Origin of the sequence: Thermogemmata fonticola, assembly GCF_013694095.1 — a bacterium.
In the GTDB taxonomy this organism is placed as follows: domain Bacteria; phylum Planctomycetota; class Planctomycetia; order Gemmatales; family Gemmataceae; genus Thermogemmata; species Thermogemmata fonticola.
In genome coordinates, this window is sequence record NZ_JACEFB010000002.1 from 297,408 (window position 1) to 322,450 (window position 25,043).

At 59.0% G+C, this 25,043-nt stretch carries 14 protein-coding genes and 1 tRNA gene; 7 read left to right on the plus strand and 8 right to left on the minus strand.

Annotation, left to right across the window (positions count from 1 at the left end; genetic code table 11):
• The first annotated feature begins 205 nt into the window (after positions 1–205).
• On the plus strand, positions 206–1,102 hold the full coding sequence (locus H0921_RS04730; protein WP_315851853.1) for a DUF6655 family protein: 897 nt from the start codon (positions 206–208) through the stop codon (positions 1,100–1,102).
• 122 nt (positions 1,103–1,224) lie between these two features.
• A complete protein-coding gene (locus H0921_RS04735; protein WP_194536889.1) occupies positions 1,225–1,428 on the plus strand; it encodes a hypothetical protein in 204 nt (67 codons plus the stop codon).
• A gap of 45 nt (positions 1,429–1,473) precedes the next feature.
• Here H0921_RS04735 and H0921_RS04740 read toward each other — a convergent pair whose 3' ends face one another.
• The 3 genes from H0921_RS04740 to H0921_RS04750 form a co-directional block, all read right to left on the minus strand.
• On the minus strand, positions 1,474–2,265 hold the full coding sequence (locus H0921_RS04740) for a metal ABC transporter ATP-binding protein (RefSeq protein WP_194536890.1): 792 nt from the start codon (positions 2,263–2,265) through the stop codon (positions 1,474–1,476).
• Complete coding sequence (locus H0921_RS04745; protein WP_194536891.1) at positions 2,262–3,275, minus strand: metal ABC transporter substrate-binding protein; 1,014 nt, start codon at positions 3,273–3,275, stop codon at positions 2,262–2,264. Before H0921_RS04745 ends, H0921_RS04740 begins: the two co-directional genes overlap by 4 nt.
• A gap of 246 nt (positions 3,276–3,521) precedes the next feature.
• On the minus strand, positions 3,522–4,958 hold the full coding sequence (locus H0921_RS04750) for an arylsulfatase (RefSeq protein ID WP_194536892.1): 1,437 nt from the start codon (positions 4,956–4,958) through the stop codon (positions 3,522–3,524).
• A 413-nt stretch (positions 4,959–5,371) separates the two neighbouring features.
• Here H0921_RS04750 and serA point away from each other — a divergent pair, with 413 nt between their 5' ends.
• A complete protein-coding gene (gene serA / locus H0921_RS04755; RefSeq protein ID WP_194536893.1) occupies positions 5,372–6,997 on the plus strand; it encodes a phosphoglycerate dehydrogenase in 1,626 nt (541 codons plus the stop codon).
• 131 nt (positions 6,998–7,128) lie between these two features.
• Here serA and H0921_RS04760 read toward each other — a convergent pair whose 3' ends face one another.
• Positions 7,129–7,947, minus strand: a complete 819-nt coding sequence (locus tag H0921_RS04760; protein WP_194536894.1) for a sulfite exporter TauE/SafE family protein — start codon at positions 7,945–7,947, stop codon at positions 7,129–7,131.
• 169 nt (positions 7,948–8,116) lie between these two features.
• Here H0921_RS04760 and dapA point away from each other — a divergent pair, with 169 nt between their 5' ends.
• Positions 8,117–9,049, plus strand: coding sequence for a 4-hydroxy-tetrahydrodipicolinate synthase (gene dapA / locus H0921_RS04765; protein ID WP_194536895.1), 933 nt, complete (start codon positions 8,117–8,119; stop codon positions 9,047–9,049).
• Positions 9,050–9,187: 138 nt separating this feature from the next.
• Here dapA and H0921_RS18125 read toward each other — a convergent pair whose 3' ends face one another.
• Together H0921_RS18125 and H0921_RS04775 are read right to left on the minus strand one after the other, a co-directional pair.
• Positions 9,188–11,584 carry a hypothetical protein gene (locus tag H0921_RS18125; RefSeq protein ID WP_194536896.1) on the minus strand — a complete coding sequence of 799 codons (2,397 nt, stop codon included), beginning with the start codon at positions 11,582–11,584 and terminating at the stop codon, positions 9,188–9,190.
• A gap of 96 nt (positions 11,585–11,680) precedes the next feature.
• The gene (locus H0921_RS04775) at positions 11,681–13,144 is read right to left on the minus strand and encodes a hypothetical protein (RefSeq protein WP_194536897.1); all 1,464 of its coding nucleotides are present in this window, start codon (positions 13,142–13,144) and stop codon (positions 11,681–11,683) included.
• 768 nt (positions 13,145–13,912) lie between these two features.
• Here H0921_RS04775 and H0921_RS04780 point away from each other — a divergent pair.
• The 3 genes from H0921_RS04780 (at position 13,913) to H0921_RS04790 (ending at position 16,915) form a co-directional block, all read left to right on the plus strand.
• Positions 13,913–13,987: transfer RNA gene (locus tag H0921_RS04780), tRNA-Pro, on the plus strand.
• Between the two features lie 335 nt (positions 13,988–14,322).
• Positions 14,323–15,420 (plus strand): AAA family ATPase, encoded by a 1,098-nt coding sequence (locus H0921_RS04785; RefSeq protein WP_194536898.1) that lies wholly within the window; start codon positions 14,323–14,325, stop codon positions 15,418–15,420.
• Positions 15,421–15,619: 199 nt separating this feature from the next.
• The gene (locus tag H0921_RS04790) at positions 15,620–16,915 is read left to right on the plus strand and encodes an MFS transporter (protein WP_194536899.1); all 1,296 of its coding nucleotides are present in this window, start codon (positions 15,620–15,622) and stop codon (positions 16,913–16,915) included.
• A 141-nt stretch (positions 16,916–17,056) separates the two neighbouring features.
• Here H0921_RS04790 and H0921_RS04795 read toward each other — a convergent pair whose 3' ends face one another.
• Positions 17,057–18,181, minus strand: coding sequence for a hypothetical protein (locus tag H0921_RS04795; RefSeq protein ID WP_194536900.1), 1,125 nt, complete (start codon positions 18,179–18,181; stop codon positions 17,057–17,059).
• Complete coding sequence (locus tag H0921_RS04800) at positions 18,160–25,035, minus strand: secretin N-terminal domain-containing protein (RefSeq protein ID WP_194536901.1); 6,876 nt, start codon at positions 25,033–25,035, stop codon at positions 18,160–18,162. Before H0921_RS04800 ends, H0921_RS04795 begins: the two co-directional genes overlap by 22 nt.
• Between the last annotated feature and the right edge of the window lie 8 nt (positions 25,036–25,043).

Genomic DNA, 25,043 nt, shown 5'->3' on the forward strand with positions numbered 1-25,043 from the left:
TGCACGGGGAGATTATTCCCCGCAGTTTCCTCAAGGAAACCTAAGCAAGGACCATCGCGGCGTTCAGGTCAGGTTCCAACGGAACTGTGTTACCAAGGGAGTTGTTTGCTCTTGCATCCGCGGAGATGAAGCAGTATCAACTCGCCCTGCGTATTCCAGGATTTCGCAGTTTGCTATGAAAAACCAATCCCATGCGATGTGGATTATGGGCGTAGCGGTGTTCGGATGCTGCTGCGGTTGCGGAACCACACGCATGACCGACACGCCGCGTACGGCCACGGAAATGCTCTTGCTATCCCACGCGGTAGATTCCGCTGTCAGCCAAATTGATTTTTCCCCTCTGGCGGGACGTTATGTGTATATCGATGCTACAGGACTGGATAAGGATGTCGTCGATCGCGCCTATCTGATCAGCCTGGTGCGGCAGCAGGCGGCAGCAGCCGGTGCCATTCTCCAGGATGAACGGCACAAAGCGGATTATATCTTGGAAATCCGCAGCGGAGGCATTGGCACCGATCGCCACAGTGTGCTGGTGGGAACTCCGGCTTTGCAGTTGCCCAGTGTTGTACCGGGAATGCCGACGAACATTCCGGAGATCGCGCTGGTCAAGAAGAATGATCAGCGGGGTGTCGCGAAAATTGCCGTGTTTGCATACAACCGGCACACAGGCCGGGCGGTGTGGCAATCCGGGAATGTCGAGTCTGTCAGCCGTTTGAAAGATCTCTGGGTGCTCGGCGCGGGGCCTTTCAGTCAAGGAAGTATTCGCAAGCGTCCGGAGTTGGCGGGAGAACCTCTGCCGACCATCTCGGACCTGCTCCACATGCAGCCCTCACCCCAGGATAGGGCCCTAATGCTAGGACCGCGCTACTTCCCTGACCATGACCAGCCAGTGCTATCCCCCTACATGGGCTTTTTCCAGCGACTCGGTTATCACCTGTGGACCCGAGGACCTGCAAGCACACTTGCCGCTCCCGCAACTGTAAGCTCCCCCGGTCCTGCTCCCGCTAATAAGCAACCCTTAGCGCCTGGAATAGCTCCACAGGCAACTGGGTCCCCCGTGCCAGCCTCAACTTCCACACAAACGGAGAGCGCGCCCCGTTGAAACTGCTTGGCTGGCTCCGTTTCGTGCAATTCCGGACCGGATCGAGTCGATGATTTGCATAAGGAGAATGAAGCGTCCGATGGATTCGGTGACCCGATAGCTAGCCTCCGCGAGGATCAGCCATGACCGCAGCAGCCGTTTCTGCTCCTGAAGAGAGGACATCCCAGCAGGAACCGAATTTTGAACTGCTGCGCAGTCGGGGATGGGTGATCGGCATGTCCTACGGCTGTTATTGTGTGGCCTGGCGGGATCGGGATGAAGTCGTCTTTGAATGGCGCGATAATGACTGGCATCGGGTCACAGGTCGGGCCAATCCTGTGGCATAGGTGGTAGTCTGGGTGTGAGGGGAGAAAAACGAGGGACTCGGAGCACTAGGAAGATGCCACCGGCGCCAGTCGTAATGTTCCCGTTCCGAAAAGTCGGGCCAAATGGTCGGGGGTGAGCAATTCTTGCGGCGGTCCCTGAGCGATGATCTTTCCCTGGTGCAGGCATAAGACGCGATCGGCAAAGCTGCGGATCATGTTGAGATCGTGGGAAACAAGGACAACGGTAATGCCGGTTTCCTGATTGAAGTGAGCGATCAATTCGTAGAACTTTTGTTGATCCTTGAAGTCAATCCCGCCGGCGGGTTCATCCAGCAGAAGTAGCTCTGGAGAAGGTTCCAACGCCAGAGCGAGCAGCACGCGCTGTAACTGCCCGCCGGAGAGGCCATCTACAGGCCGATCCAGAATCTCCCGAAGGCCGACCCTCTGAAGAAGCTCCTCGGCGCGCTGAACCACCCGACGGGAAACTCCCAAGAACAAGGGGCGGGAACTGAGAGCTAGTGCAAATAGATCACGGACGGTTAGAGGCATGCGGGCATCGACGATCAGGCGCTGCGGGACATACCCAACGTGCTCCGGATTGGGCCGGGAATGGTCGTGGCCGCAGCGGAAGACGATCCGCCCCCGATAGGGATACTCCCCCACGAGGGTGCGGAGCAGCGTCGTTTTACCGGACCCATTCAGTCCAATGACGGCGGTAATACGTCCCCGTGCGATTTCCGCTGTGACACCACAGAGGATGGGCCGACCTCCCAACTCGACCCACAAGTCCTGCATGGCCACCAGGGGGGGAGATATCACGGACAGAGGAATACTCGCGGGAGGAACAGCAGTATTCATCGCAGGGCCTTGGCTAAAGCCTCCAAATTGGCACGCATCCGCCGCTCGTACCAGTCCGGTGTTAGGTCATGGAGGGGTGCGGTTTCCAGCGTGTCGATTTCCACGAGAACCGGCTCAGGAACGCCGCGGCGTTGCAGCTCCTTGACCAGTTCATGCCCGGAGTGGGAATTGCTGTACTGCGGCTCGACGCTGATCACCCGCACTGGCCGTTTCTCATCGGCGCATAAGGCAATTAGTTTCTTCAACTGCTTGTCGCTAGGTTCCACACCTGGATTTTTCTGAACCACGCCGACGACATTCAGTTGAAACGTCTTCGCAAAGTAGGCCAAGGATTCGTGGAAAGTGACCAATTGGCGATCCTTTTTGTCTTGCAACAAAGTGCGGCCATAGTCTGTGAGTTGGCGCAGGCGGGTGATATATTCCTGGGCCCGGCGGCGGTAGGCTTCCGCATGAGCAGGGTCTCTCTCGATGAGGGCATCGCGAATCACTTCCACTTGCCAAATGGCATACTCTGGACTTAGCCACACGTGCGGATCGTGGCCATGCTCATGGCTGTGCTCTTCCTCCTCAGCCCCTTCCTCGTGATGGCAGCAACTGCCTTCGCAGAGCATCGCCGGTGGAATGCGGTTGCTCACGTCCACGACTTGAAGGCGAGAGTTGTTGCTGGCCTGGCGCAGCTTTTCGGGCCTGTCGCCTTCCAGCCCCAGCCCGTTGATCAAAAACAGATCAGCTTGGCGGAGCAAGCGGGCATCCTTGTCCGTTGGATTGAAGTGATGGGGACCGGAGGTGGTCATTAGCGGCCGCACGACAGCATCTTCACCAGCCACGTTCAGGGCAAAGCAGTACAACGGGGCAAACGAAGCGACGACCTTGGGACCGGGATGATCCGCTGGCCAGACTTCGCTTCCCCCGCTACAGCCTCCGGCAGTGGCCATCATAGCTACAACACCCAGCAGTCGGGCCAAGCGATTCCAGAGCCAGGTCCAGGATCGCATAGCAGGGGGAAACATCGGCGAACTCCTGGGGGATGGAATTACTTTGTATTACCATTTATATTCTACTGCGACCTTTCTGCGCATTCAAGAGACACCGATGTTTTTCGAGAATCCTCTTCAGACGGGATCGCATACGATTGATACACTGTCAGCTATGTACTGCGAAAGTCACCTGGGATTTTGTTGCCGCGGTGCTCTGACGGAACGGGCAAAATCACGGGGCAGGATATATGGCGGGCGATGAGAGAGTAGGCCAAGGGGTCACTTTTTCTTAGGCAGTCGAATGGGGAATTCCTTGGAGTCAGTCCGTGCCGTTTTGAGGTAGGTTTCGATCCGCATAATGATATCTGGATGCTGCGCGGCGATATTACGGGTTTCACTAGGGTCGGCTTGCAAGTCGTATAGCTCCAAGGGGAGGTTAGGGGCGTGCCGCACGGCTTTCCAACTTCCGTGGCGAACAGCTTGGCGGAAGCCGCCTTCGTGAAACTCCCAGTAGAGGAACTCATGGGTGCGCTGTTGCCCCTGACCTGTCAAGAGCGGGGCAAGAGAGATACCGTCGAGCTGAGAGGGGACGGGCACGCCAGCGAGATCGCAAGCGGTGGGGAGAAAATCCCAGAAGGCGGTCACATGATCGGTCACCGTTCCGGGCTTGATGCGCTCAGGCCAGCGGATGATGAAAGGGACGCGGATGCCCCCCTCGTAAAGGTCTCGTTTGATACCTCGGAATGGTCCGGAGCTGCGGAAGAACTCCGGTTTATTGCCGCCTTCCCGGTGCGGACCGTTATCGCTGGTGAAGATGACGAGGGTATTCCTCTCCAGCTTCAGTTTCCGCAAGTGGGTGAGGATGGTTCCAATATCCGCATCCAAGCGAGTGATCATGGCTGCCTTGTTCTTTTCCGCCTGAGGCCAGTCCTCGTGGGTGTAAGGGGCGTCGTCCGGGACCTCGTTACCTTCGCCCGTGGCACGGGTCCGTTCATTGTTCGCGTGGGGTACCGTGGTGGCGAAATAGAGGAAAAAGGGCCGATCTCGATGAGCTGTCAGGAACCGTAGGGCTTCCTCTCGAAATAGGTCCGGGGCGTAAACCCGCCGTTGGGCGGCTACGTTTTCCACAGTGGACTGGGGATTGTCAATGCGGACCTTCTCCTCGTTCCGCCATAGAAAATCTGGATAGTAATTGTGGGCATGATGCTGATTGAGATAGCCGAAGAAATAGTCGAACCCCTTCCGGGTGGGGAGGCCTGTGCTCCCCGCTTCGCCAAGTCCCCATTTGCCGATGAGAGCGGTGGCGTAACCGGCCTTTTTGAGCAGCTCTGCTATGCAGATGTCATTCGGTGCTAAGGGCACATTCGAGCGGGGGCTGCCGCCTCCTCCATTGCCTCGAACCCGGCAGTGGCCGGTATGTAAGCCGGTCATGAGAGCACAACGAGACGGCGCGCACACCGTGCTGCCAGCATAGGCGTTCGTGAAACGGATTCCCTCTTCAGCTAGTTGATCCAGATGCGGTGTGCGGATCTTCTGCTGGCCGTAGCAACCCAAATCACCGTAACCCAAATCGTCGGCGACAATTAGCAGAATGTTCGGTGGACGGCCTCCGGGAATGGCTGGCTCTGAGGGTTCTGCCGCTGGAGTGTCTGTCACCCCGGCCCCACCTGCACCTAGGCCAAAGGCGATTCCAGTCACCAGTATCGCTCGCAGCATGCGTTTGCTCCACGGCTCAATGCCAGGCTTATAACCTGGGGGCTGTGATCCGTCCGTTTCTAAACTTATGCCCTCAACGATGAGAGTAAACACTGCGACGTCCTGGACAAGTTGAAATCCGGTGATGCTTGAGAGAAAGCAACAGTCAAGGCTCAATCCAGCGTAATCACCCTTCTGAGGGAACGAAGAGATGAGAACGCTCGTGCGTGATGATGCTTACGGCGAGTTTTTTCCAGTTCCTCCGTCACTAATGAGGGGCGAAGAGGATGGCAGCGGCTGCCAAAGTCGGGTGAGGTTATAGTTTGTCCCTAGGAAGTGCATTGGGTCCGCCCGGAAGATAAAACTGGCGGAAAAAATAGCTGCCGGACCTACGAAGGGGTACACCAGACGAGGGGGAGGGACTACGAATCGTCATGCCACGCGTTCTCATTGCCGACAAGTTGGAAGGGGCGGGGATTGATTGGTTGCGGCAGGCGGGATTGGAAGTTGATGTCCGCTTGGGCCTGAAAGGCGAAGAGTTGGCTGCTACCTTGCGGGAATATGATGCCTGCATTGTGCGCTCGCAACCCCGGATCACAGCGGCCTGCTTGGAACAACCTGGACGGTTACGGGCGATCGCTCGGGCGGGCGTGGGGGTGGACAACATCGATGTCGCAGCGGCGACCCGCAAGGGAATCGTGGTGATGAACACTCCCGGCGGCAACACGATTGCGGCCGCCGAGCATACCCTGGCGCTGCTGCTGGCCTTGGCTCGCCGGATCACCGAAGCCGATGCTCGACTCAAGAGCGGCGGGTGGGATCGCAATGCCTTCGTCGGAACGCAATTGGCAGGCAAGACCCTGGGAATCATCGGCTTGGGCCGGATTGGCCGGGAAGTCGCCCGCCGCGCCAAGGCGCTGGAGATGCGTGTCGTGGTCTTGGACCCGTTTGTCACCGCTGCCAAAGCGGCGGAACTCGGTTACGAAATGGCCCGCAGTCTCGATGAGCTTCTCCCTCAGGTCGATTTCTTAACTCTCCACGTGCCGCTGTCGGACGAAACCCGCGGGATGATCGGTGCTCCTGAACTCGCCCGGATGAAACGAACCGCTCGGATCATCAATGTGGCACGCGGCGGCGTCATCGATGAGGCTGCTCTGGCAGAGGCACTGCACACGGGACAGATCGCTGGAGCGGGTATCGATGTTTTTTCCGTGGAACCCCTGCAACCGGATAATCCGTTACTGCGCGCTCCCAATGTCGTGTTGACACCTCACTTGGGCGCATCGACCGTCGAAGCCCAGGAAACGGTGGCTCTGGAAGCGGCCCAGTTGATCGCCGACTTTTTGTTGCGCGGGCGAGTGGCCAATGCCGTCAACATGCCGGCGGTGGATCCGCAGGAGTTGGCGGAAGTCCGACCCTTTGTCGACTTAGCGCGGCGCTTGGGGCTGCTCCAAGCCCAATTAGCCCAAGGGGCAATCCGACGGGCGACTGTGGTGTACAAAGGCGATCTCGCCGGCAAAAAGAATCGGTTATTGACCGCGGCCTTCACTGCCGGTCTGCTGGAATACCGCCTGAGCGAAGGGGTGAACCTCGTCAATGCCGAAATATTGGCCAGTGAGCGGGGCATCGAAATCAGCGAATCGTCTCATCCCAAGCGCGGGGATTTTGCCGCCATGATTCAAAGCGAAGTGGAAACTGAACAAGGAACTACGATCGCGGCAGGTACTCTCTTCGGAGATCAGTATCCGCGATTAGTTCAGCTTGGCCCTTTCCGCATGGAGGGTTACCTGGATGGTGTCATGATGTTTTTCAACCATCGCGATGTGCCCGGATTGATCGGTTACGTGGGAACCATCTTCGGGAACCATCGCGTCAACATCGCCCAAATGACGGTGGGGCGTCAAGCTCCTGGCGGAGACGCCATCGGGATTCTGAATTTGGATAGCCCGCCGCCGGAGGAGGCGGTGGCAGCCGTGCAAGCACACCCCCAGATTCGTAACGTGCGGGTGGTCAAATTGCCGCCGCCCGGAGAAACGCCGCCGTGGCTTGGAGGAGGATGACAACGTCTCTTCCCCGGAGCGGCTCCGATGGACGGCGCGTATGGGTTTGTTAGTTATGTCATACCCTTACTCAAAGCATGGGGTTCATGGTCCAAAGTCGTCCGTGATAATTTAGGTGAGGTGACAATGGCTCAGCTTCCCAGATTCGAGAAGAATTGGTACCAACTCAGGTCGCTCAAAAGCATTTTACCGCCAGCAATTACGAGAACGACTCCCAAGAGTTTGCGGAGGCTGGCTGTGTTCAATCTCCGCACTCCCAAGGAGGAACCAATCCATCCGCCGGCCAATACAGCGACTAGCCAAATGCTAACCGCTGGCGGTATCGTTTGTCCTTGAGTCAGCAGCCCACCCAAACCGGCGAGCGAATTGGCGAGAATGAAAGCGGCGGAGATACCGGAGGTCTGCCGAGTGGTGGCCCAACGCATCATCAAGATCAAGGGAGAAAGAAAAATCCCCCCTCCAGTACCAGTCAAACCCGATAGCAGACCAATGCTTGCACCCCAGAAAGCTGCAATGGGCCAGCGGAGAGGTCGCAGGGGTTCCTGCGCTGATCCGAAAGAACCGTCGTCGGTGGAGATAGCCCGGATCGGCTCTTTCAGGAAGCGGCCCGCGGCGAAGAGAAGAACCAATCCGACGATTGGTTTGTAAAGCGTCGTGGGCAAGGTCCAGTATCCCCCCAGGGCCGCGCAGGGAATCGAAGCTGAGGTGAACAAAAACCAGATGCGTGGTTGGAAGCAACCGGCACGAATGTAGCGCACTGTGGCCAAGATGGCTACCGCCACATTCAGGATCAAAGCCGCCGGTTTCATCCGATCGGGAGCTAAGCCGAATAGGCTCATCGCGGCCAGATAAGCGGAAGCCCCGGCATGCCCCACTGAGGAGTACAGGACGGCCGCTGCAAAAATCAGCAGCGTCAGAATGCCGGCTTCCCCCCAACTTAGCGCGTCCATGGTTGGTGAATGGGTATCAACAGCGCCGTCGTATCTGACGGCTTATATTACGTTGTAGGTAAGAATCGAAGGGCTGCGTGTCCAATGTGTGCCTCGCCAGCATACACTGTTCAGGGACAAGCTCCAGACCAGCCAAAGTGTCGACCGACTCGATTTGGGAATCCCAACTATGAGCCAAAGCATACAGCAGCCGCCCCGCGGAATTATCCCGCCCTTAGTGACTCCATTTCGTGATGACGAAGATTTGGACCTTCCCCGCTTGCGGTGGTTGATTGATTGGCAGATCAGCAGTGGTGTGGACGCCATCTTCATCTTAGGCACCACGGGCGAGTTCTATGCCTTGGACGAGGCGGAAAAGCAAGCGGTGACAGTCACGGCCGTTGCTCATTGCCGCGGGAGGGTTCCTGTTTGGGTGGGCGTCAGTGCAGAATCGACACGAGAAGTCCTACGCTTGACTCAGATGGCGCAACGCGAGGGTGCCGACGGAGTTTCTGTTTTGACCCCCTACTTCATTAAGCCCAACCAACAGGAATTGTACGATCACTTTCGCCGGGTAGCAGAAAACACCTCCCTGCCGGTGGTGTTGTATAACAATCCGGCAACCTGCGGCGGCCTGAACATCGAAGCCCCTACCGTTGCTCGCCTTGTGGAGCATCACCGCAACATCGTCGGAATCAAGGACAGTTCCGGTGATTTGCAAAACACAATCGAGCTGATTCGGTTAACACCGGCGGAGCGGTTTAGCGTCCTCAACGGTCGAGACACGTTGATCTTCGCAGCCCTGCAAGCTGGCGCCCAAGGAGCGATTCCCGCGACCGCCAACATCGCACCGGAACTATGCGTCGGGATTTACCAGAGCTTTCGCCGCGGAGATTGGGAGCAAGCCCGGCAGTGTCAGGCTCGGCTTCACCCGATCCGCATGGCCATGTCCTTGAGTACAGGCAACGGAATGATCAAGGAAGCTATGGCTTTGCTTGGCCGTTCCTGCGGTCCTAACCGCCGCCCGATTGCACCGCTGAGCGAAGACAAAAGGCAACTGCTCCGCAAAATCCTAGAGCAAGCCGGGTTGAACCCTCTCGCTTCTGCGTTACCCGCAGGATAGCACTACTTACCTTCCCATAGCCCCAATACAGCCCTCATTGTAGGGCAGATAGGGGGCATTGTCATTCTTTAGGGGGCCAAAGCGATGTAGGCCGGGGCCAGTGGAAAGCGGATCGCTGGTTTCACCGAACTGAGGGAATCAGCGTCCTGGTCCGCTGCCCGGTGCTCCTCCATCGGGAGAGCCAGGGCCGCTGCCGGGGGGTAAACCAGGATATCCCGGAGGAAAGCCTGGATATCCTGGAGTTGTGCTTTCGCCTGAAGTGGGCGGTTTAGGTTCGACCAATGCCACGTCGATGTACACGGGGGGTAGGGTGCGTATGAATTCCAGCCAGCGTTCCGCGAAACGTGCATCGGCCTCTGGGCTGCCATCGAGACGGAATGTACGGCGGAAAACAGCGGCGACGGTTTCTCCTTCCAGCGGCAGATCCCGTGGTAATTGGGAAAGGGCGGTCAAGAACTGGCGGAACTCTTCGGGGTATGCCACGCTGAGATAGTAGTAGAGTGCCCACGCTGTCGTCTGAGCTTTGATGTTGAGTCGCTCTCGCTTCTTGCGCAGGATAGCTTGGGGGTCCTCCGCCGCAGGACGTGTTCCCATCCCCGGCATCCCTGGATAGGGCATACCTGGTTCTCCGGGAGCACCGCCAGGAGGCGGACCGAGGCTACCTCCTGGAGGTAGAGCGGGCGGTCCCAAAGCACTTCCCCCTGCAAATCCACCCGGGCCTGGCGGACCGAGGCCTGGCGGCGTCAATCCTCCGCCTGGCGTCCCCAAACCTGGAGGGCCATAACCGGGCGGGGTCAATCCGCCACCCGGCGGTATCAATCCGCCTCCGAGAGGTGGTGTAAGTGGCCCACTGCCGCTACCGCTCTTGAGAGCCACGGAAGTTTCCTTCTTTTCCGGGTCAGGATCATCTGCTTTGGTCGGATCGCGTAGACCCCGGAAGTAGGCATCGCTAAGCACGTTGCGGAGCAACTGGCCCGGATCGGGATGCAGTTCCTTCTTCTCTTGCAGGTCCCGGAAGTGGCGTTGCCAGAACGAGTTGGGGCCGCCCCAACCGTCGGCCAGTGAGACAGAGATGTAATGTTTCTCGTCCTTCCCGTCTTTTTTGCTGATCAAAGCGGGGTCGCGCGGTTGCATCCAGGTGTTGGCTGAGCCGTGGAAGAGCCATTCAGGAAGGTCCACATATCGGGGAAGTTGGCCGGTCGCATAGAGCAATTGCCGGTTGCCCTCGCGTGTGATAGCTGCCATCATGGCGCGGTCTTCGATCAGCCGCTCCACCAAAGCCAGTGTTTGCATGCGGGCGACCTCTTCGGGGCGCTTCCCTTTTTTACCCTCCTTGTCCAAGGGCGGCCCGCTGCCGCTCAGGAGGGCGTCGCGCTTGACACCTGTCTGATAGATCGCCTGCATCTGCCGGGCAAATGTTTGCCCCAGCTCATCCAAACGCCCAGGTGACAGGACCAAAACGTCATAGTCAGGGACGTAGAAACCGTCGGTTTGCAGACGCAGGGGGATGTCGAACACTCGGCTGAGCTGGAAGAATTCGCGGGGCGAGGGCGGAAGGATGACGGTCAGTGGTGCTTCAGGCAAAGGCAGGTCCACCCCGCGCCAAGCGTGTACGAGGTAAAAGGCCCGGAAATTCTGCTCCAGCAGCCGATTCCAGCGTTGCACTTCCTCGGGGGAAGCATCCCACGTGACCAACGCATAGTGGGGAAGAGTATGCACCTGCCGGGCGTTGAGATTGAACCGCCACTGCTCTGCCGCGGAAGGCTTGAGCAGAGCACCCTTGAGCATCGGCTGATAGCGGCTATAGACACGGGCGAAAGCTGCAACTTCCGGAGCGACTTCCCCTTTGCTCTTACGGACTGACTCCAATAACTCATCACTCAGTTCCAAGGCTCTGTCAACAAAGCCCGCTTCCAGCAACTCACGAATCAAAAGATGCAAAGGCTTAAGGTCCTGGGCGGACCGCCGTTTCCACTCGATATATTTCGCTTCCAACTCATGGGCGCGCGTCGTTGCCGCGCCGGGTGTGAGCAAGAGTTCTTCATACCATTGGATAGTGGTCCCGTCGGCGAAAAGGTTGGCGGTCAGTTTCTGACCGTGATAGTCGAAGCTGATCTTAGGCCGCCAAGCCGGGTTGGTATTCGGGTCGTAAGGGGCCTTGTAGAAGGGCTGGGCCTGGCGGAAGTCGGACGTGACGGGAACCAGAACGACTAAAGCCCGTGAGGGATCGTGTTTGATAGTGCCCCCTGTGTGAGGAGTACCCGGTACTCCGGGAATGCCGGGGAGAGAAGGGCTGCCGCCGCCGCCGGGGATCAAGCCGGGAGGCGGACCGAATCCTGAGCCATATTTCGGACCTTTACCATAAACCGGTGGTGGTGAACCGGTGCCTTCCAAACCGGTCGGTGGCTGGCCGCCGTTGGCCCCATATTGGCCGCCTTCCAGAATGACGCGGATAATGAGATAACCCGCCTCAGCACGGGTCGCCACCAATGCCATCAGAGCTGCGAGCAACACCGCAGGAACAATGCGCTTCATATTCTTGTTCTCCCGGTTCGGGTTGCTATTATTGTCCCTCTCGCCTCCCGGCTGTGCAACAGCAAAACTCCACAGTTGCCAAGAAAGTCCCGGCTATCAGTTTCTTGGGATGACTGGCAGGGCTGTTTCAGGGTTGTTCGTAAACAGCAGGGGATTCCGTTTGGGATTCGCCCGCAATTGGCGAAGATATTCCCGGAGGGTGTCAAGCTGTACTCGCCCGGCTAAAGGATCAGGTTTGCCGTCGGGGCCGACTCGGTCGAGTGGGTCGAGAATTGCCGTTCGGGCACGCTGGATGAGATCATCTACGATACGGGGGACAGTAGCTTTGTTGTATTGTCGGGGGCGGGTCGGGTCGTAAAGATTGTCGAAAAGCGGCGGCCAATTATTCATCGCTTCGGCAATTCGCAGGCCGTAAACTCGCCAATGCAACGAAGTGTCGGTCGGATCGCCACGAGGCTCAGCAAAGGTGATCAGTCCCGCCACGATGGCCTCGACGGCGGCATCCACGTTGTATTCCTTGACATGCTTTCCATCTTCCAGCACCGGGGACATGTTACACAGGCCGATGACCGCTTCCGCGCAGTCGGCGGGTGTGGATGGCAGGATCAGCCTGGGGTCCGAGAGGCAGACCCGTGCCAAAGTGTAAGCAGGGTAAAGGCGGCCTTTACCGTCTGGCCCCGCGCCAGAGATCGTCACAAACCGGACTTGGGCCAGAGCACGGATGGCTTGACGGCGCACAAAACGAGCGACTTCTACTTGGTCGGGCTGCAAGATCGCCGGTTTGTTTGTATCTCCATTCCACAACCCCGGAACGAGGGTGTTCGGATCGGTGATACATTTTTCGATGGCTCCGACCAAGGCAGCGAGTTCTATGTCAGCAGAGCCGGGCTTCTCGTTATTACGCCAGGCGTTACTATGTCGCCGACTCTTGGAATCAAGCACGTCATAGGCGGAGAGCAAATTGGCCGCTGCTTGAAGTGCATAGTTCTTGATTTCCGTGGGGACGTTCGGACTGGAAATCAGTTCTGTCAGAGTGGCGTAGTGCGCCGTTGCTCCCATCTTGCAGACCACCGCCAGCATCCGCGTGGCATTGATCCGCACGATTCGTTCGGGATGGCTGGTAATCAGAGGTCGCAAAGCTGCATCTAAAGCGGTGCCCAACTCCCGGATGTAGTCGGCTTGCTCCGTGGTCACCCGGTTGCCGGGAGCCGGATAAACCAGGAATCGCTCGAGGTCCCGGAAAATCATATCCAGTGTCGGAATCTGCCGCCCCGACGCGTCGGTTCGGTTGAGCGGGTCCCGCATGAGCCGGTAAACCAAAGGATGGGAGATCAATTGGGCTTGGTAGGCCGCGAATTCCCGGAATGTGTTCTGGACTTCCCCCAAACGCTCGGGGGGAATCCCTCGCGCTCCCTTCATTTCCAATATGAATGTGGTCTTGCGAAAATCGGGAAGGCGGGTAGGGTCCGTTGGCTGAGCGGCAGAACGGCTCGGATTCCCCACCATAATGATGCAACCTAATACCATGGTCAACGCGATAGATAGGCGGATTCTGGACATGTCTCCCCCAAAAAGTCGAGTTGTAGTGCTCACACAGCCGTGTCTGAGGCTCCAGTTGAATTCAGGAGAAGCAGACCTATCCTCCCCCTGTCCGTACAAAAACTCTGCATTCTTTGTCTACCGGTTCAACGCACGGGGCAACATCTCTGTTGGCGGAAAGGGAACGGCTAGCACTCGGTTGCTGGGTTCGCCCCCTACGAGGCAGAAGCGGCCAAGTGAGACAATTCTGGCGGTGTTCACGCCCAGCTATCGCCGCCTCTCAGCCATTTCACCTGTTACCCGCTGCGCAGTTGAGGCTAATGATCCGGTTCGATGGATGCAAGGGTTCTCCCTTGATTCCTTCCCAAACTTTATGGACCGAAACAACGGTTGCACCCATTGTATCATCCTTGACTGTCCACAGAGTATGTCTGATCCAGCGAGGCCGCTTCGGCGAACAGCCTCCCCAATATTTTGTCGAACGGGATGGAGTCATCCGAAACTCATCCTCACAGGTCCGGCCCTCTCATTTTCTGCAAGTGTCCAAAAGACCTGAGGAAGAGGTATCGAAATCGCTTGGATTAAACGGCATTGCCGATTGGGGCGTTTTCGGTTACAAAGCGATTATCGAAGGATGAAGGCGGATATAATGACTGAGGAGTTACCACCCCCGTTGGGCTTGGCGGTATCAAGCCTTGTAAACAAAAACTGAGGGGTCAGCAAGGAAAGCGGAAGTGACGCTGGATTTTCCAGCAGGGTAAAGCAGACTGAGGCTAATCTAAGGAACATCGGGCCGTAGCGCAGCTTGGCTAGCGCGCTTGCTTGGGGTGCAAGAGGTCGTGGGTTCAAATCCCGCCGGCCCGATTTGGCCTCGGTGAGGGAAACACTCTCACCGAGGCCATTGTGTTGATGGGCCGAATCACATCCAAACCATCTGGGGAATGGCGAAATCTTTAGCACATGGAGGGATGGAAAAGCTTGTTGGACTCGGTCCACATCCCGCAGGGATAGTACTCCTTCGGTGCATCCCAGATTCCTGTGATTCCTGGGGATGTAGAGGTCGGATTCGTTTCGTGGTTTTTCCATGATTCGGTGGCGAATGATAGTCAAGACGGGTTCGTGCACGGGGCATACAATGGGGGAAAATAGGCGGGGGGCGCGGGCGAGGTCATGGAGGTGGCCCTGCCGCTGGAGCTGGGATGAATGTGTATTCAACCAGCGAGCCTGGCGGCGTTGAGCCGATCACAGGCCGGGTGGGGAGTAGTCCTGTGTCTGGGGCCGATCGCTTCACAGAATATCTGAACCAATTCGCAGCGGACCGGCAGGCGATGATGGAGCAATTGCGTCGCGTCATCGTCGGCCAGACTGAAGTCATTGAACAGGTCCTGGCGGCGATTTTCACGCGCGGCCACTGCCTGCTGGTCGGCGTCCCGGGTTTGGCCAAGACGCTACTGGTTAGTTCGATAGCTCAAATCCTCAATGTGACCTTCAAGCGGATCCAATTCACCCCCGATTTGATGCCCTCGGACATTACTGGGACAATGGTGCTGGAAGAAACTCCCGAAGGAAAGCGGGAATTCCGCTTTGTCCGGGGGCCGATCTTCGCCAACATCGTCCTGGCGGATGAGATCAATCGGACGCCCCCCAAGACACAAGCGGCCCTTCTAGAGGCAATGCAGGAACGGCAGGTCACCGCCGGTTCGGAAACTATGAAGCTGCCGGACCCCTTTTTCGTCATCGCTACCCAGAATCCAATCGAACAAGAGGGGACCTATCCGCTTCCAGAGGCACAATTGGACCGGTTCATGTTCAATGTCAAGGTCGAATATCCCTCGCTAGAGGAGGAACGGTTGATCGTATCACTGAGCACGCGCGGGGATAAGCCGGAGTTGGTTAAAGTGCTGAGTGCCGAGCGGATCATCGCCTGGCAGAAGCTGGTCAAGCGCATCGAGGTGCCGCAGTTTGTGGTGGACTACATTGTGCGTCTGGTGCGAGCGACCCGCCCGAAAGACCCGTCTGCCCCGGAGATGATCCGCCGGTTGGTGGACTGGGGTGCGGGACCGCGTGCTGGCCTGTTTCTGGCCCAAGCCGGCCAGGCCTTCGCTGCTATGGACGGCCGTCCGAGCGTGGCTATCGACGATATTCGCAAAGCGGCCATTCCTGTGTTGCGACACCGCGTCAGTGCCAACTTCCAGGCCCAAGCCGAAGGCAAAAGCAGCGATGATATCATCGCGGAATTGCTCAAGCTGATCAGCGAACCGGAGCCTAAGAAGTACGTGGACAAAACGCGGCGATAAAAGTACGCGGCAAGAAGAGAGCCTTCGGAGTTGGAGGCGGAATTGGGTGGGGCGTAGCTGGATTGTCTCAGTTCGGGCCGAATAAGCGGAGGTGGAGAGGCGTCCAGAGCGACGCCACTTCGTACATCCTCGCGATCGGGGCGTGGAGTAAGAGGGCCGAGGAACAACGCCAGGGAATAGAGCGGGCAGGAGCGGCGCATTGTGGCAGATACTGCATTCGAGAACCTTTCGTTCCCTGCGGCACCGGAATTACCGTCGCTACTTTGCTGGACAGATCATATCCTTTGCTGGTTCTTGGATGCAATCGGCGGCCCTGATGTGGTTCCTTTTCGACCGCACGGGTGATCCCCGCTGGCCGTCGTGGATTCTGGTAGCACAAGTCGGTCCCACAGTCCTGTTGGGTGCCTGGGGAGGAAGCCTGGCGGATCGCTATCCCCGCCGGCGAGTTGTTTTCTGGACACAGAGCGCCTTTTTGTGCCACGCCCTTCTACTGGCTGCTCTCACAGCCTGTCACTGGACCTGGCCGGCGCTAATCCTGCTGCTCATGCTCCTCAGTGGTGTGATTCAAGCGGTGGACCTGCCCGCTCGCCTGGCATTCGTGCCGGAATTAGTGCCACGGGAAGACCTGATCAATGCTGTGGGCCTGAACGCTCTCCTTTTCAACAGCGCGCGGGCCATAGGTCCGGCACTGGCGGCGTTGATCTTTCTGGCGGCCGAGCAATGGGTGGCTCGGATCGGCTCCTGGGGTTGGGATGCGGTGCAAACGGCGGCTGTCGTTTGTTTCACCCTCAATGCGGTCAGTTTCGTCGCTGTGCTTGTGGCATTGCAGGGTATCGTGATTGATGGGGAACAGCAACGCCGTCCAGAAGCGAAGCAGAGCCAGGATTTGTGGCAAGGAATGCGGTATTTGCAGCACCATCCTCGTTTGGGCCTGCTGGTGTTTCTGACCCTCTTGCTGTGCATTTTTGGTTGGCCGCTCCTGACCCTGCTCCCGGCATATACCCGCTACCATTTGGGTCGAGGAGAGCAGACCTACAGCGGACTGCTCGCGCTACTGGGAACAGGGGCATTGAGCGGAGCGCTCACCACAGCCACTTTCGGCACGGCCGCTCGCCGGAGGTTCTTTCTCCGTGGCGGTGCCTTGGCAACAACCCTGGGCCTAGCGCTCTTGACGCAAATCTCTTCCTTTCCTGGCGCGGTTCTCGCCTGTGCAGCCGTGGGGTTTGGGCTAATTCTTTATCTGTCTACCGGTCAGGCGACGCTGCAACTGGCAGCCCCCTCCGAGTTCCGTGGCCGCTTGATGGCTCTGTGGGCCATGACTCTTAGTGCCAGTGCGCCTCTAGGACATCTTTTGGCCGGTCAGGCAGCGGCGATTTGGGGTGTTACAACCGTCCTCTCTGGATTGAGCTGCGGTTGTGCTCTGGTGACAATTGTCTTGTGGTTGCTCCCCCCGATAGGGGTCCGGGAGGATGGAGAGCTGGATCGGAAAGCGTAGATCTGCGATTGTTCAGCGACGATGTTATCTCCGCCTTCTCCTCGCAGAATCAGTCGGAGGCAACCTATCTCTGGCGAGTCCACTTGTGCGGTGGCCCGGAGATGGCGGGAGAAAGTAGTGTCCTCGAAAGGTGAAATGTTTTCATTCTGGCAACGGACCAGGGACTAACGGTGGAGGCGGCAGCAGAGGACTTCCGTTTGAGGTAGAAGGTGCAACAGCCGGAGAGTTGGCCGGTCTTGCCGGTTCAAGTCCTGGAGGCATCGATGGAGGCGGTTCTGGGGCTGAGCTGGAGGGTGCGGTTCCCAGTGGAGTTCCCGGTACGGAGGCAGGTGATGTTGCTGGAGGCGAAGTTGCTGGAGAAGGTGTAGGATTGCCCGCTGGCGTCGAGCGAGCGGGTGGGGTAATCTCCAGCACGCGCCAACGCGAGGGCGCAGAGCGAGAAACCGGTGAGTGATTTGCGTTAGTCGGTGGTGCTGTGGATTCTCCCCCGAAGCGAAAGACCCCCATTCCCGGCCCTGTCGGGGATTGCGGTCGGGGTTGATAGGGGCCAGCAGCGGCAACATCCGAGATGCTTCCACTCGCCGCCCCAAGGATCAGGCGTGTTTCCGGGGCATAAATCGGAAAGCCTCCCCCCTCCGGTTCGTAACGCACTCGCAGGCGGATATGGGTCACATCCGGACGATACGTCGGCCAAGGGAGGAAGATCACGTAGCATTCTCCGAAGCGTTCATCGAGGGTTCGGAGGTTTTTCAGTACATCCTTTTTGAACTCCCATCGTTCCGGCGTCAGAGGAGGGACTCCAGGAGGCCGTGGAGTTTCGTCGATCAAGTCCACGATAAGGTTCCCGTTGGCAACCGCCGGTTTCGCCTCGGCGGTGTAAAGGAACACTTGGCCGGCGAGACCGGGTTGCATAGCACCACCGGCCGCGGGATTTGGCAGATACTCGATCTTATTCCGCCAAGCGGTAGCCACCTCTGCCACCGGCTGGGCTTTTTCTCGGCCCAAGAGTTTACTCACGCCAGACCAGGGTTTGCTGCTCCTGTGGACAGGAGTGGTAGGGACTGTGGGGTCTAAGGCGCTGCCCGCGCTTTGGCTTGTCGAGAAATTGCCGGCGGGTTGAATGGGAGCCGATGGTGGCGTTGGAGCCGCTATCGGGGGCACCCGGTGGTCGTTGGTCTTCCAGCTCTCTAAGGTGGTACAACCTGTGGCTAACCCAACCCACGCAGGAAGAACACACCACCGGATCAGTGGCCGAACGGATTCCATAGGCGACCCTCCTTGGTCCCGAAGAGGCGGCGTCGTGCTGGTTCTGCCGCAGATACAGTTGGCGGTGCAGCCCCAGCGGCGGCTCCTGGGGCTGGCTCCACCGCCGGAGGCAGCACCAATTGATACGGTTTTCCGGGCACCGGCATAACTCTGGACTGTGGGGGTGCTGCTACTTCTCCATTGCTATTTGCGGGATAACTCGGAGTGGCAGGGATTGCAGTGGGGGCAGAGGCATTCGTTGGGGGGGCGTTCCCAAGGGGCATACCCGTGGTGATCGTGGGCACAGTGACAGGCACTGCGAGAGTCGGCCCCGGCAGTTGGGGAACGGCAGGGAGGGGCGTCGGCGGCGGCAACAGAGCCTCTGGCTGAATCGTTGGTGTGGCGGGCTTAGTGGGCGTCGTTGAAGTGGAAGGTGAGGGAGCCGGAGAGGGAACCGGTGTCGGGGAAGGCAGAGGTTGAGTTCCTGGGGCGGGGTTTGCAGGGCTGGGATTTTCTGGCGCTGTCGGCACCACCCGTGCCCCCTGCATAGCGGGACCGATAATGTCCGTGCCATGTCCATGTATGCGCTCAATATCTTGAACGCACCAGTTCATGCGTGCCGCTTCCTCCGCCAGCAGGCGGGCCTGGTCGGCTTCGTTGCGGACGATGTGGGGCGTCATGATGATGAGCACTTCGCGCCGCTGAACCTGATGTTGCCGGTAGCGGAACAAAGCCCCCACATAGGGGATGTCCTTGAGGAAGGGTAAACCATTTTCGATGCGGCTGTCCTGCTTGGTGATCAGCCCGCCGAGCACAATCGTTTCGCCATCGGCAGCCACGACTGTCGTTTGGACCGTCTGAATGTTGAAGGCTGGAGCCTGCAAGCCGCCGCCGAGACTGATCAGGTTCGGGCTGACACTGGAGACCTGCGGCTCGATCCGCATGATAATTTTGCCGTCCGGCGAAATGCGCGGGGTCACGCGCATGACCACGCCCACTTGGCGATAGGTGATGCCTTGCTGAGTCGTCAGGCCGGTGACGTTGACGTTGGTGGGCACCGGAAAATCCTGGCCCACCTGGATGAAGCCGACCTGGTTGTCCATGACTTGCACTTGGGGCCGGCTCAAGATTTCCACCCGGCCCTGGGCTTGCAAGGCTCGCAACACCACGTTTAGCGACTGGTTGGAGGCCGTGAAGATGAAGCCGCCGAACGACTGGGACCCAATCCGGCCAACACCCAAATTCGACAGTCCCTGGAAACCCACGATGCCCGGTCCAGCAATGCCAGTTCCGAGGGGAGCAGTGGTGTTGAAGTTGAAGCCCGGCGTGCTCGGACCGCGCTGGAAGAGCACGGGGCTTTGCAAACCGGCTTCGATTCCAAATTCCATTGCGTTGTTCAGTTGCACATCCGCGATCATGACTTGGATCATGACCTGGGGCGGCTGGGCATCCAAGCGTTCGATGATCCGCTTGATATCCTTGAACAGCCGCGGCGTGGCGCTGACCAGCAGCGTGTTGGAGACAGGTTCAGCGACGAGAACCACGTCGCGTTGCAGGCGTTGGTAGGCGTCCAGGAAACTGCCGCCGCTGGTGGGCGTGGTGGCCGTCAGAACGTTGAGCGAGTCCACGATGAACTGATTGACCGCATTTTGCACGTCGGCAGCAGCGGTGTTCTTGAGCTTGTAAACCTCGTAGTAGCGCTCCTCAGTCTCAGTGTCTTCGAGCCGAGCGATGAGAGCTTCGATGAGGTCCATGTCGGTGCGCGAGCCGGCCACGATCAGCGAATTGGTGCGGTCATCGACGGTGAGGCGCAGGTCCACGAGCAAGGCGCCTTCCGCCACTTCTCCAGTGGGTGTGAGCAAGGGGCGGGGTTGGCCCGCTTGGAGCGCTCCTGCCGCACCGATGCCGCCCAAGCCGCCTAGCCCTCCAACGCCCACTTGCTGCTGCCCCGTGAACAACTGCCGGATCAGGTTAGCCATCAGCGAGGCTTGGGCCTTCTTCAACTGAAATACCTTGACGATCGATCGGGCCGCCGAGACCGTATCCAGCTCTTCGATCAACTTTTCGATCAAAGTCATCGTCTTGGCTGGAGCCGTAACGATGATGGCGTTGATTCGTGTGGAGGGAATAAGATGCACATCGCTGAGCAGGCCGCTTTCAGCGACCAGCTTGCCATCCACGCTGGAGTACAAGCGCAGAGTGTGGCTTTTAGTCACCAGCCCGCCGCCGATCGCCGTGCCCACGGTGGGGACAAAGGTTTGCACCAAAGCTCCTTCCTGCTGGAGAGCGGCACCGCCGGGCTGCAGTGCAGCGAGTCCCGCACCGGGTTGCTGGGCTCCCAGGCCGCCCAGGCCGCCCAGGCCGCCCAGTCCGGCGGCTCCGCCGACTCCTCCGACCCCCAGCCCGCCTGCGGCACCACCCAAGCCTCCTAACGCCCCCAAACCTCCGAGGGCGCCAAGCCCCCCGACTCCCCCAATACCTGTCGTCAAACCTGCTGTGCCCCCAGCAGCGGGTGCGACCGGCTGTTGGAACTGCGCTTGTACCAGCGGGTTGACCACATTGACGTTCAGCGCGTTACTGAGAACTTGGGCAATTTCCGAAGCGATACCGTTGCGGATGCGAATGACCCGCACTTCCTGAATCGCCTGGGACTCGGAGGTGTCCAGGTCTTGAATGAGGCGTTCGATATCCTCCAAGTCCGCCCGCGGACCTTGCACATATACGGTATTAGTGGGAATGTCGAAGGTGACACGGAACTGGTTTTGTGTGATGGGGTCGCCGGGAAAGCGGGCGTTCCAGAACTGTTGCAATTGCAGAGCCACAATCTGAGCGGAAGCCTTCTTGAGACGGAAAGCGCGAGGGAAGACGGTGTCAGCATTCGGTCGGTCGATCCGGCGGATCTCCCGCAGAATGTCATTGAAGCGGGCCTGCGGAGCAGCCACCAGGATCGAGTTGAATCGGGGCAAGGCTAGGAAATAGATGCCGCGGTTCTGTTGCGGTTGCAAACCGGCTAGGCCCGGCAATCCTGCTACTCCACCGACTCCTGCGGCAGGTTGTTGGGCCAAATAAGTACCACCGGGACCAGCGACCAACACACGGGAGAATAGCGTGGTCAGCCAGTTGGCCACCGCATTGCAGTCCTGATACTCCAACGGCACGACTTCCAACCGCGGTTGAGCGTCGCGGGAAATTTCCCGCAAGGTTTCAATCAAGTCCAGGACCAATTGCAGATCGGTGGCGTTGGTCGCCCGCAGGATGATGGCATTAAGTTCCGGCAGCGGAACAACAGTCACAGGGCCGCGGGGTGCCAGCTCTCCAGGAAGAGGCGCGGGTGGTACGGGCTGGCCGGGAGGGGATGGAGGTTGCATCGGTGGAGGTTGCATTCCTCCGGCGGCGAGGATCCCGCTAGGCCCCTGCACGCCTTGGGGTGCGGAGGCTGGTTCCGTTGCAACGGCGTGGTGAAGGGCTGAGGCAGGCCGCTCTTGTAACGTACCGCGTTGCCGGGTCTTGGGGGGGCCGTCGAGGAGGGGATCGTAAACTGGAAAGCCGGAGGCAGTGGACGCATGGCTCGCGGCTGATGAGGGTTGAGCGTTAGAGTCTGGCGAAGTGGTGCGGGATGGTTGATCGTGGGTGTTGGTGTTGAGGGCCGACGGGGCCTCCATGCCCCAGGAGTCAAAATTTCGGGGTCCCTCCTGCGGATCGGCGAGAGCCTGGCGCCCGCCACGTCCGCCTCCGCCTCGTCCTCCCCCTCCTCCGAAGCCTCCGCCGCCGAGTCCGCCTCGTCCTCCGCCGAAGCCGCCGCCCATCGCTGGAGCACCGAAGCCTCCGCCGAAGCCGCCGCCGAGGCCAGGTCCCCGTCCTCCTCCGAAGCCTCCGCCAAAGGGGGTACCGCCGAAGCCTCCGCCGAAGGGAGTACCGCCGAAGCCGCCACCGGCAAAGGGACTGCCGCCAAAACTACCGCCGGCAAACCCTCCTGGACCCCGTCCGCCGCCGAAGCCTCCCATGCCCCCGAAACCAGGCCGGCTTTGCTGGGGATTGATCCCTTGGATGGCGAGCACAGCCGCTTGGACTACATTGGGATCCAAATTCCCAAGCCGGACAAGTCGGGCTACGTCCGTGGTGCTCGTGGAAGCTCGATCGAGTTGCTCGACCAACGCCTTGATGTCCTTGAAGAGCGGCTCGGAACAATTCAGGATGAGGCTGTTGGTGCGGTCATCGACACTGACCGTCAGGGCAGGGGGCCGTTGGTTTTGCTGATTCCCTTGCGGCAGAGGAGCGAAGGGGAAGATCACGGGAGCTGTGGGTTGCCCGCCTCCCGAACTCATCGCTGAGCGGTAAACATCTCGGATGATTGTAGCCATTTCGGCGGCGTCGGCGTTTTTCACGGGAAGTATCCAGGTTTTCAAAGCCAGAGCGTCATCATCCGCTCCCCGGTCGATGTAGTTGGCTAGAAGACTTTCAATGGCCAACAGGTCCGCCGGGCTGGCTTTGACGACCACCAAGGCGTTGGAACTTTTGATGGCTACAACGCGAATGCGATTTGGGTTGGTGCCCGCGGGGGTGGAGTCACCGCCTCCGCCGCCGAAGAGGCCGCCGAGTAGGCCCAGAGGACCGCCTCCGCCGCCTAACAGGCCGCCTAATCCGCCTCGCCCTCCACCAGGACCTCCCTGTTGCCGCCGCTGCGGGCCGTTGAAGATTTCCGTGATCTCTGCGGCAGCCTCCTCCGCCGATACATTCTTGAGCTTGATCACCTTGAACAAATTCTCCGTGGGCGGAGTTCCCACCGTGTAAGTTCGCATCAAGCCCGTTAGGATGTCCAAGGCCTCGGTGTCCTCGCTTTGGATGATGATGCGATTGCCGACCACCTGAATGATGACCGGTTTCCCACTCGTTCCTTTGGGCGGTGGAGTCTCGCCCTTTTTCGGCTCCACTTGGGTGTGGACATAGCGGTAATCACCGGCGGAAGTGTTGGAAGCGGCTTCGCGTTGGGGTGCTGCTTTTGTGGAGAACCCCGGTACTCCCTGGAGGGGGTTGATCCCTCCGCCGTCATTGCCGCTCTGCCGTTGACCTGGATAGGGATTACCGCCCGGACTGGGCACGGGCGCAGGGCTGGGGTTCCTCGGCGGATTGGGAGCGTTGGGATCGACCACGATAGCCGGTTTACCCAACTGCTGGAGCGTCTTCGCTAGATGTTCCGCCAAGATCGAAGCGCTGCCGTCCGGCAGGGTGAAAGAGCGGATGCGCGGATCGAGTTGTCCGCCCGGCCGTTCGCCAAGGTCCGCCAAGATTTTCTTGACATCGTTGATTTGCGCTGGAGTTCCCTTGACGAGCAGCCCCGGAGCGACTCCGGTGGTATGGGCCTCGACCGTTGGTCCCCCCGCGGTACCGGTGCTGGGATACAACTTGGCGACAGTCGCCGCCGTCGTCGTGGGGTCCAAGATGGTCAGAGGGATAAATTCCGTCGTCACCGTGGTTTCACCACCCTGAACTAGGCTCCGCATCTTCTCCATGATGATCAGATGTTCTTCAGGTGTGGCGGAGACGATCACTTCATTCGTTTGAGCCAAGGGGTAGATGCGGAGGGTGGGATGATCCGCTTGGAGGGTCTGCGCGATCGCCTGAGCAGTACCCGGAGGTACAGGATACTTCCGCAATTCCGGATCCCGAATGACCAATGGGGGTTGGAAGGGATCGCGTGGTTTGTCGAAGTCCTCGATGATCTTCTTCGCCAATTGAATCTTTTCGGGCGGAGCGGTGATGGTCACCGAATTGGCCTTGGTGTCCACAGCGATCTGCACGGTTTTGACACGCCCAGCAGCCGGGGCGAAGGAGGAGCGGTCCGGTCCACCTCGGCGATCCCCACGTGGATCGAAGCCGCCGCCGAAGCGGGGATCGAATCCCCCCCAGCCGCCGCCGAAGCGCGGATCGAAACCCCCACTCCCGTAGCGCGGATCGTAGTAGGGGGGAGTCGTCGGAGTAGTTCCCGCGACGGTAACCTGAGCGTTATCGGACAGCAAGGTCTTCAGATGCTCGGCGACTTCCTGGGCCCGCTTGTACTTGCAGACGTGAGTGAGGATGTCTCCTTGGGACAGCTCTGTTTCCACTTTCTGTAGGGTTTCCAGGATGCGCTTGATATTCCCCGCTGTGTCTAATACCACCAGGGCGTTGAGCTTAGATAGGCTCGAAACCATGCCGAAAGGAGAAAGCAGGCGCTGAACTTCGGGAGCGGTTTCCTCCACGGACAGAGTCTTGAGGGGGATGATCACTTGGACCAGTTCCGTCCGTCCACGGGTGTGCAATTCATTCAATTCGATCCGAGGGACCCAAGAAGCATCGATCTTCTCATCCGAGGGATGGATATAGAAGCTGATTTGGCGGCGGATGAGGATAAAGCGCTGCTGGATCAGGGCTTCATTGATCAAGTCCACCACTTCGCCAATGGTGAACTTGCGATCCTTGGGAGGTTGTAAGGTGACGCTTCCCGTGGGGCGCACGGTCAGAATCGGGGTCAAACCGCTTTCTTTGGCGAACCATTCCAGCACATCGTCCCAATGAGCATTCTTGAAGTTGACCGTAATGGTACGCTCGCTGCCTGAGAAAGAGGGTTTATCGGCGGGTTTGTCTTTGTCAGCCGGCTTATCAGGGGTCTTATCTGAGGGTGAACTGGTTCCCCCATTGGCAGCCTTGCTTCCCACTTCACCCGGTTTTCCCGGTGGAGTCATCGGCTTACCGACGGGAGGCGAAGTTTGGGCTGCAAGATTGGCCGCGAACATCAGGCTGCCAATCGCCAACATCCACCCGCTCAGAAAGTGGCTGATGCCAAGGAACGGAGCACGCCCATGATACGCTCCTGTAACGCTCAGGCGTGACGGCATGGTTTCTT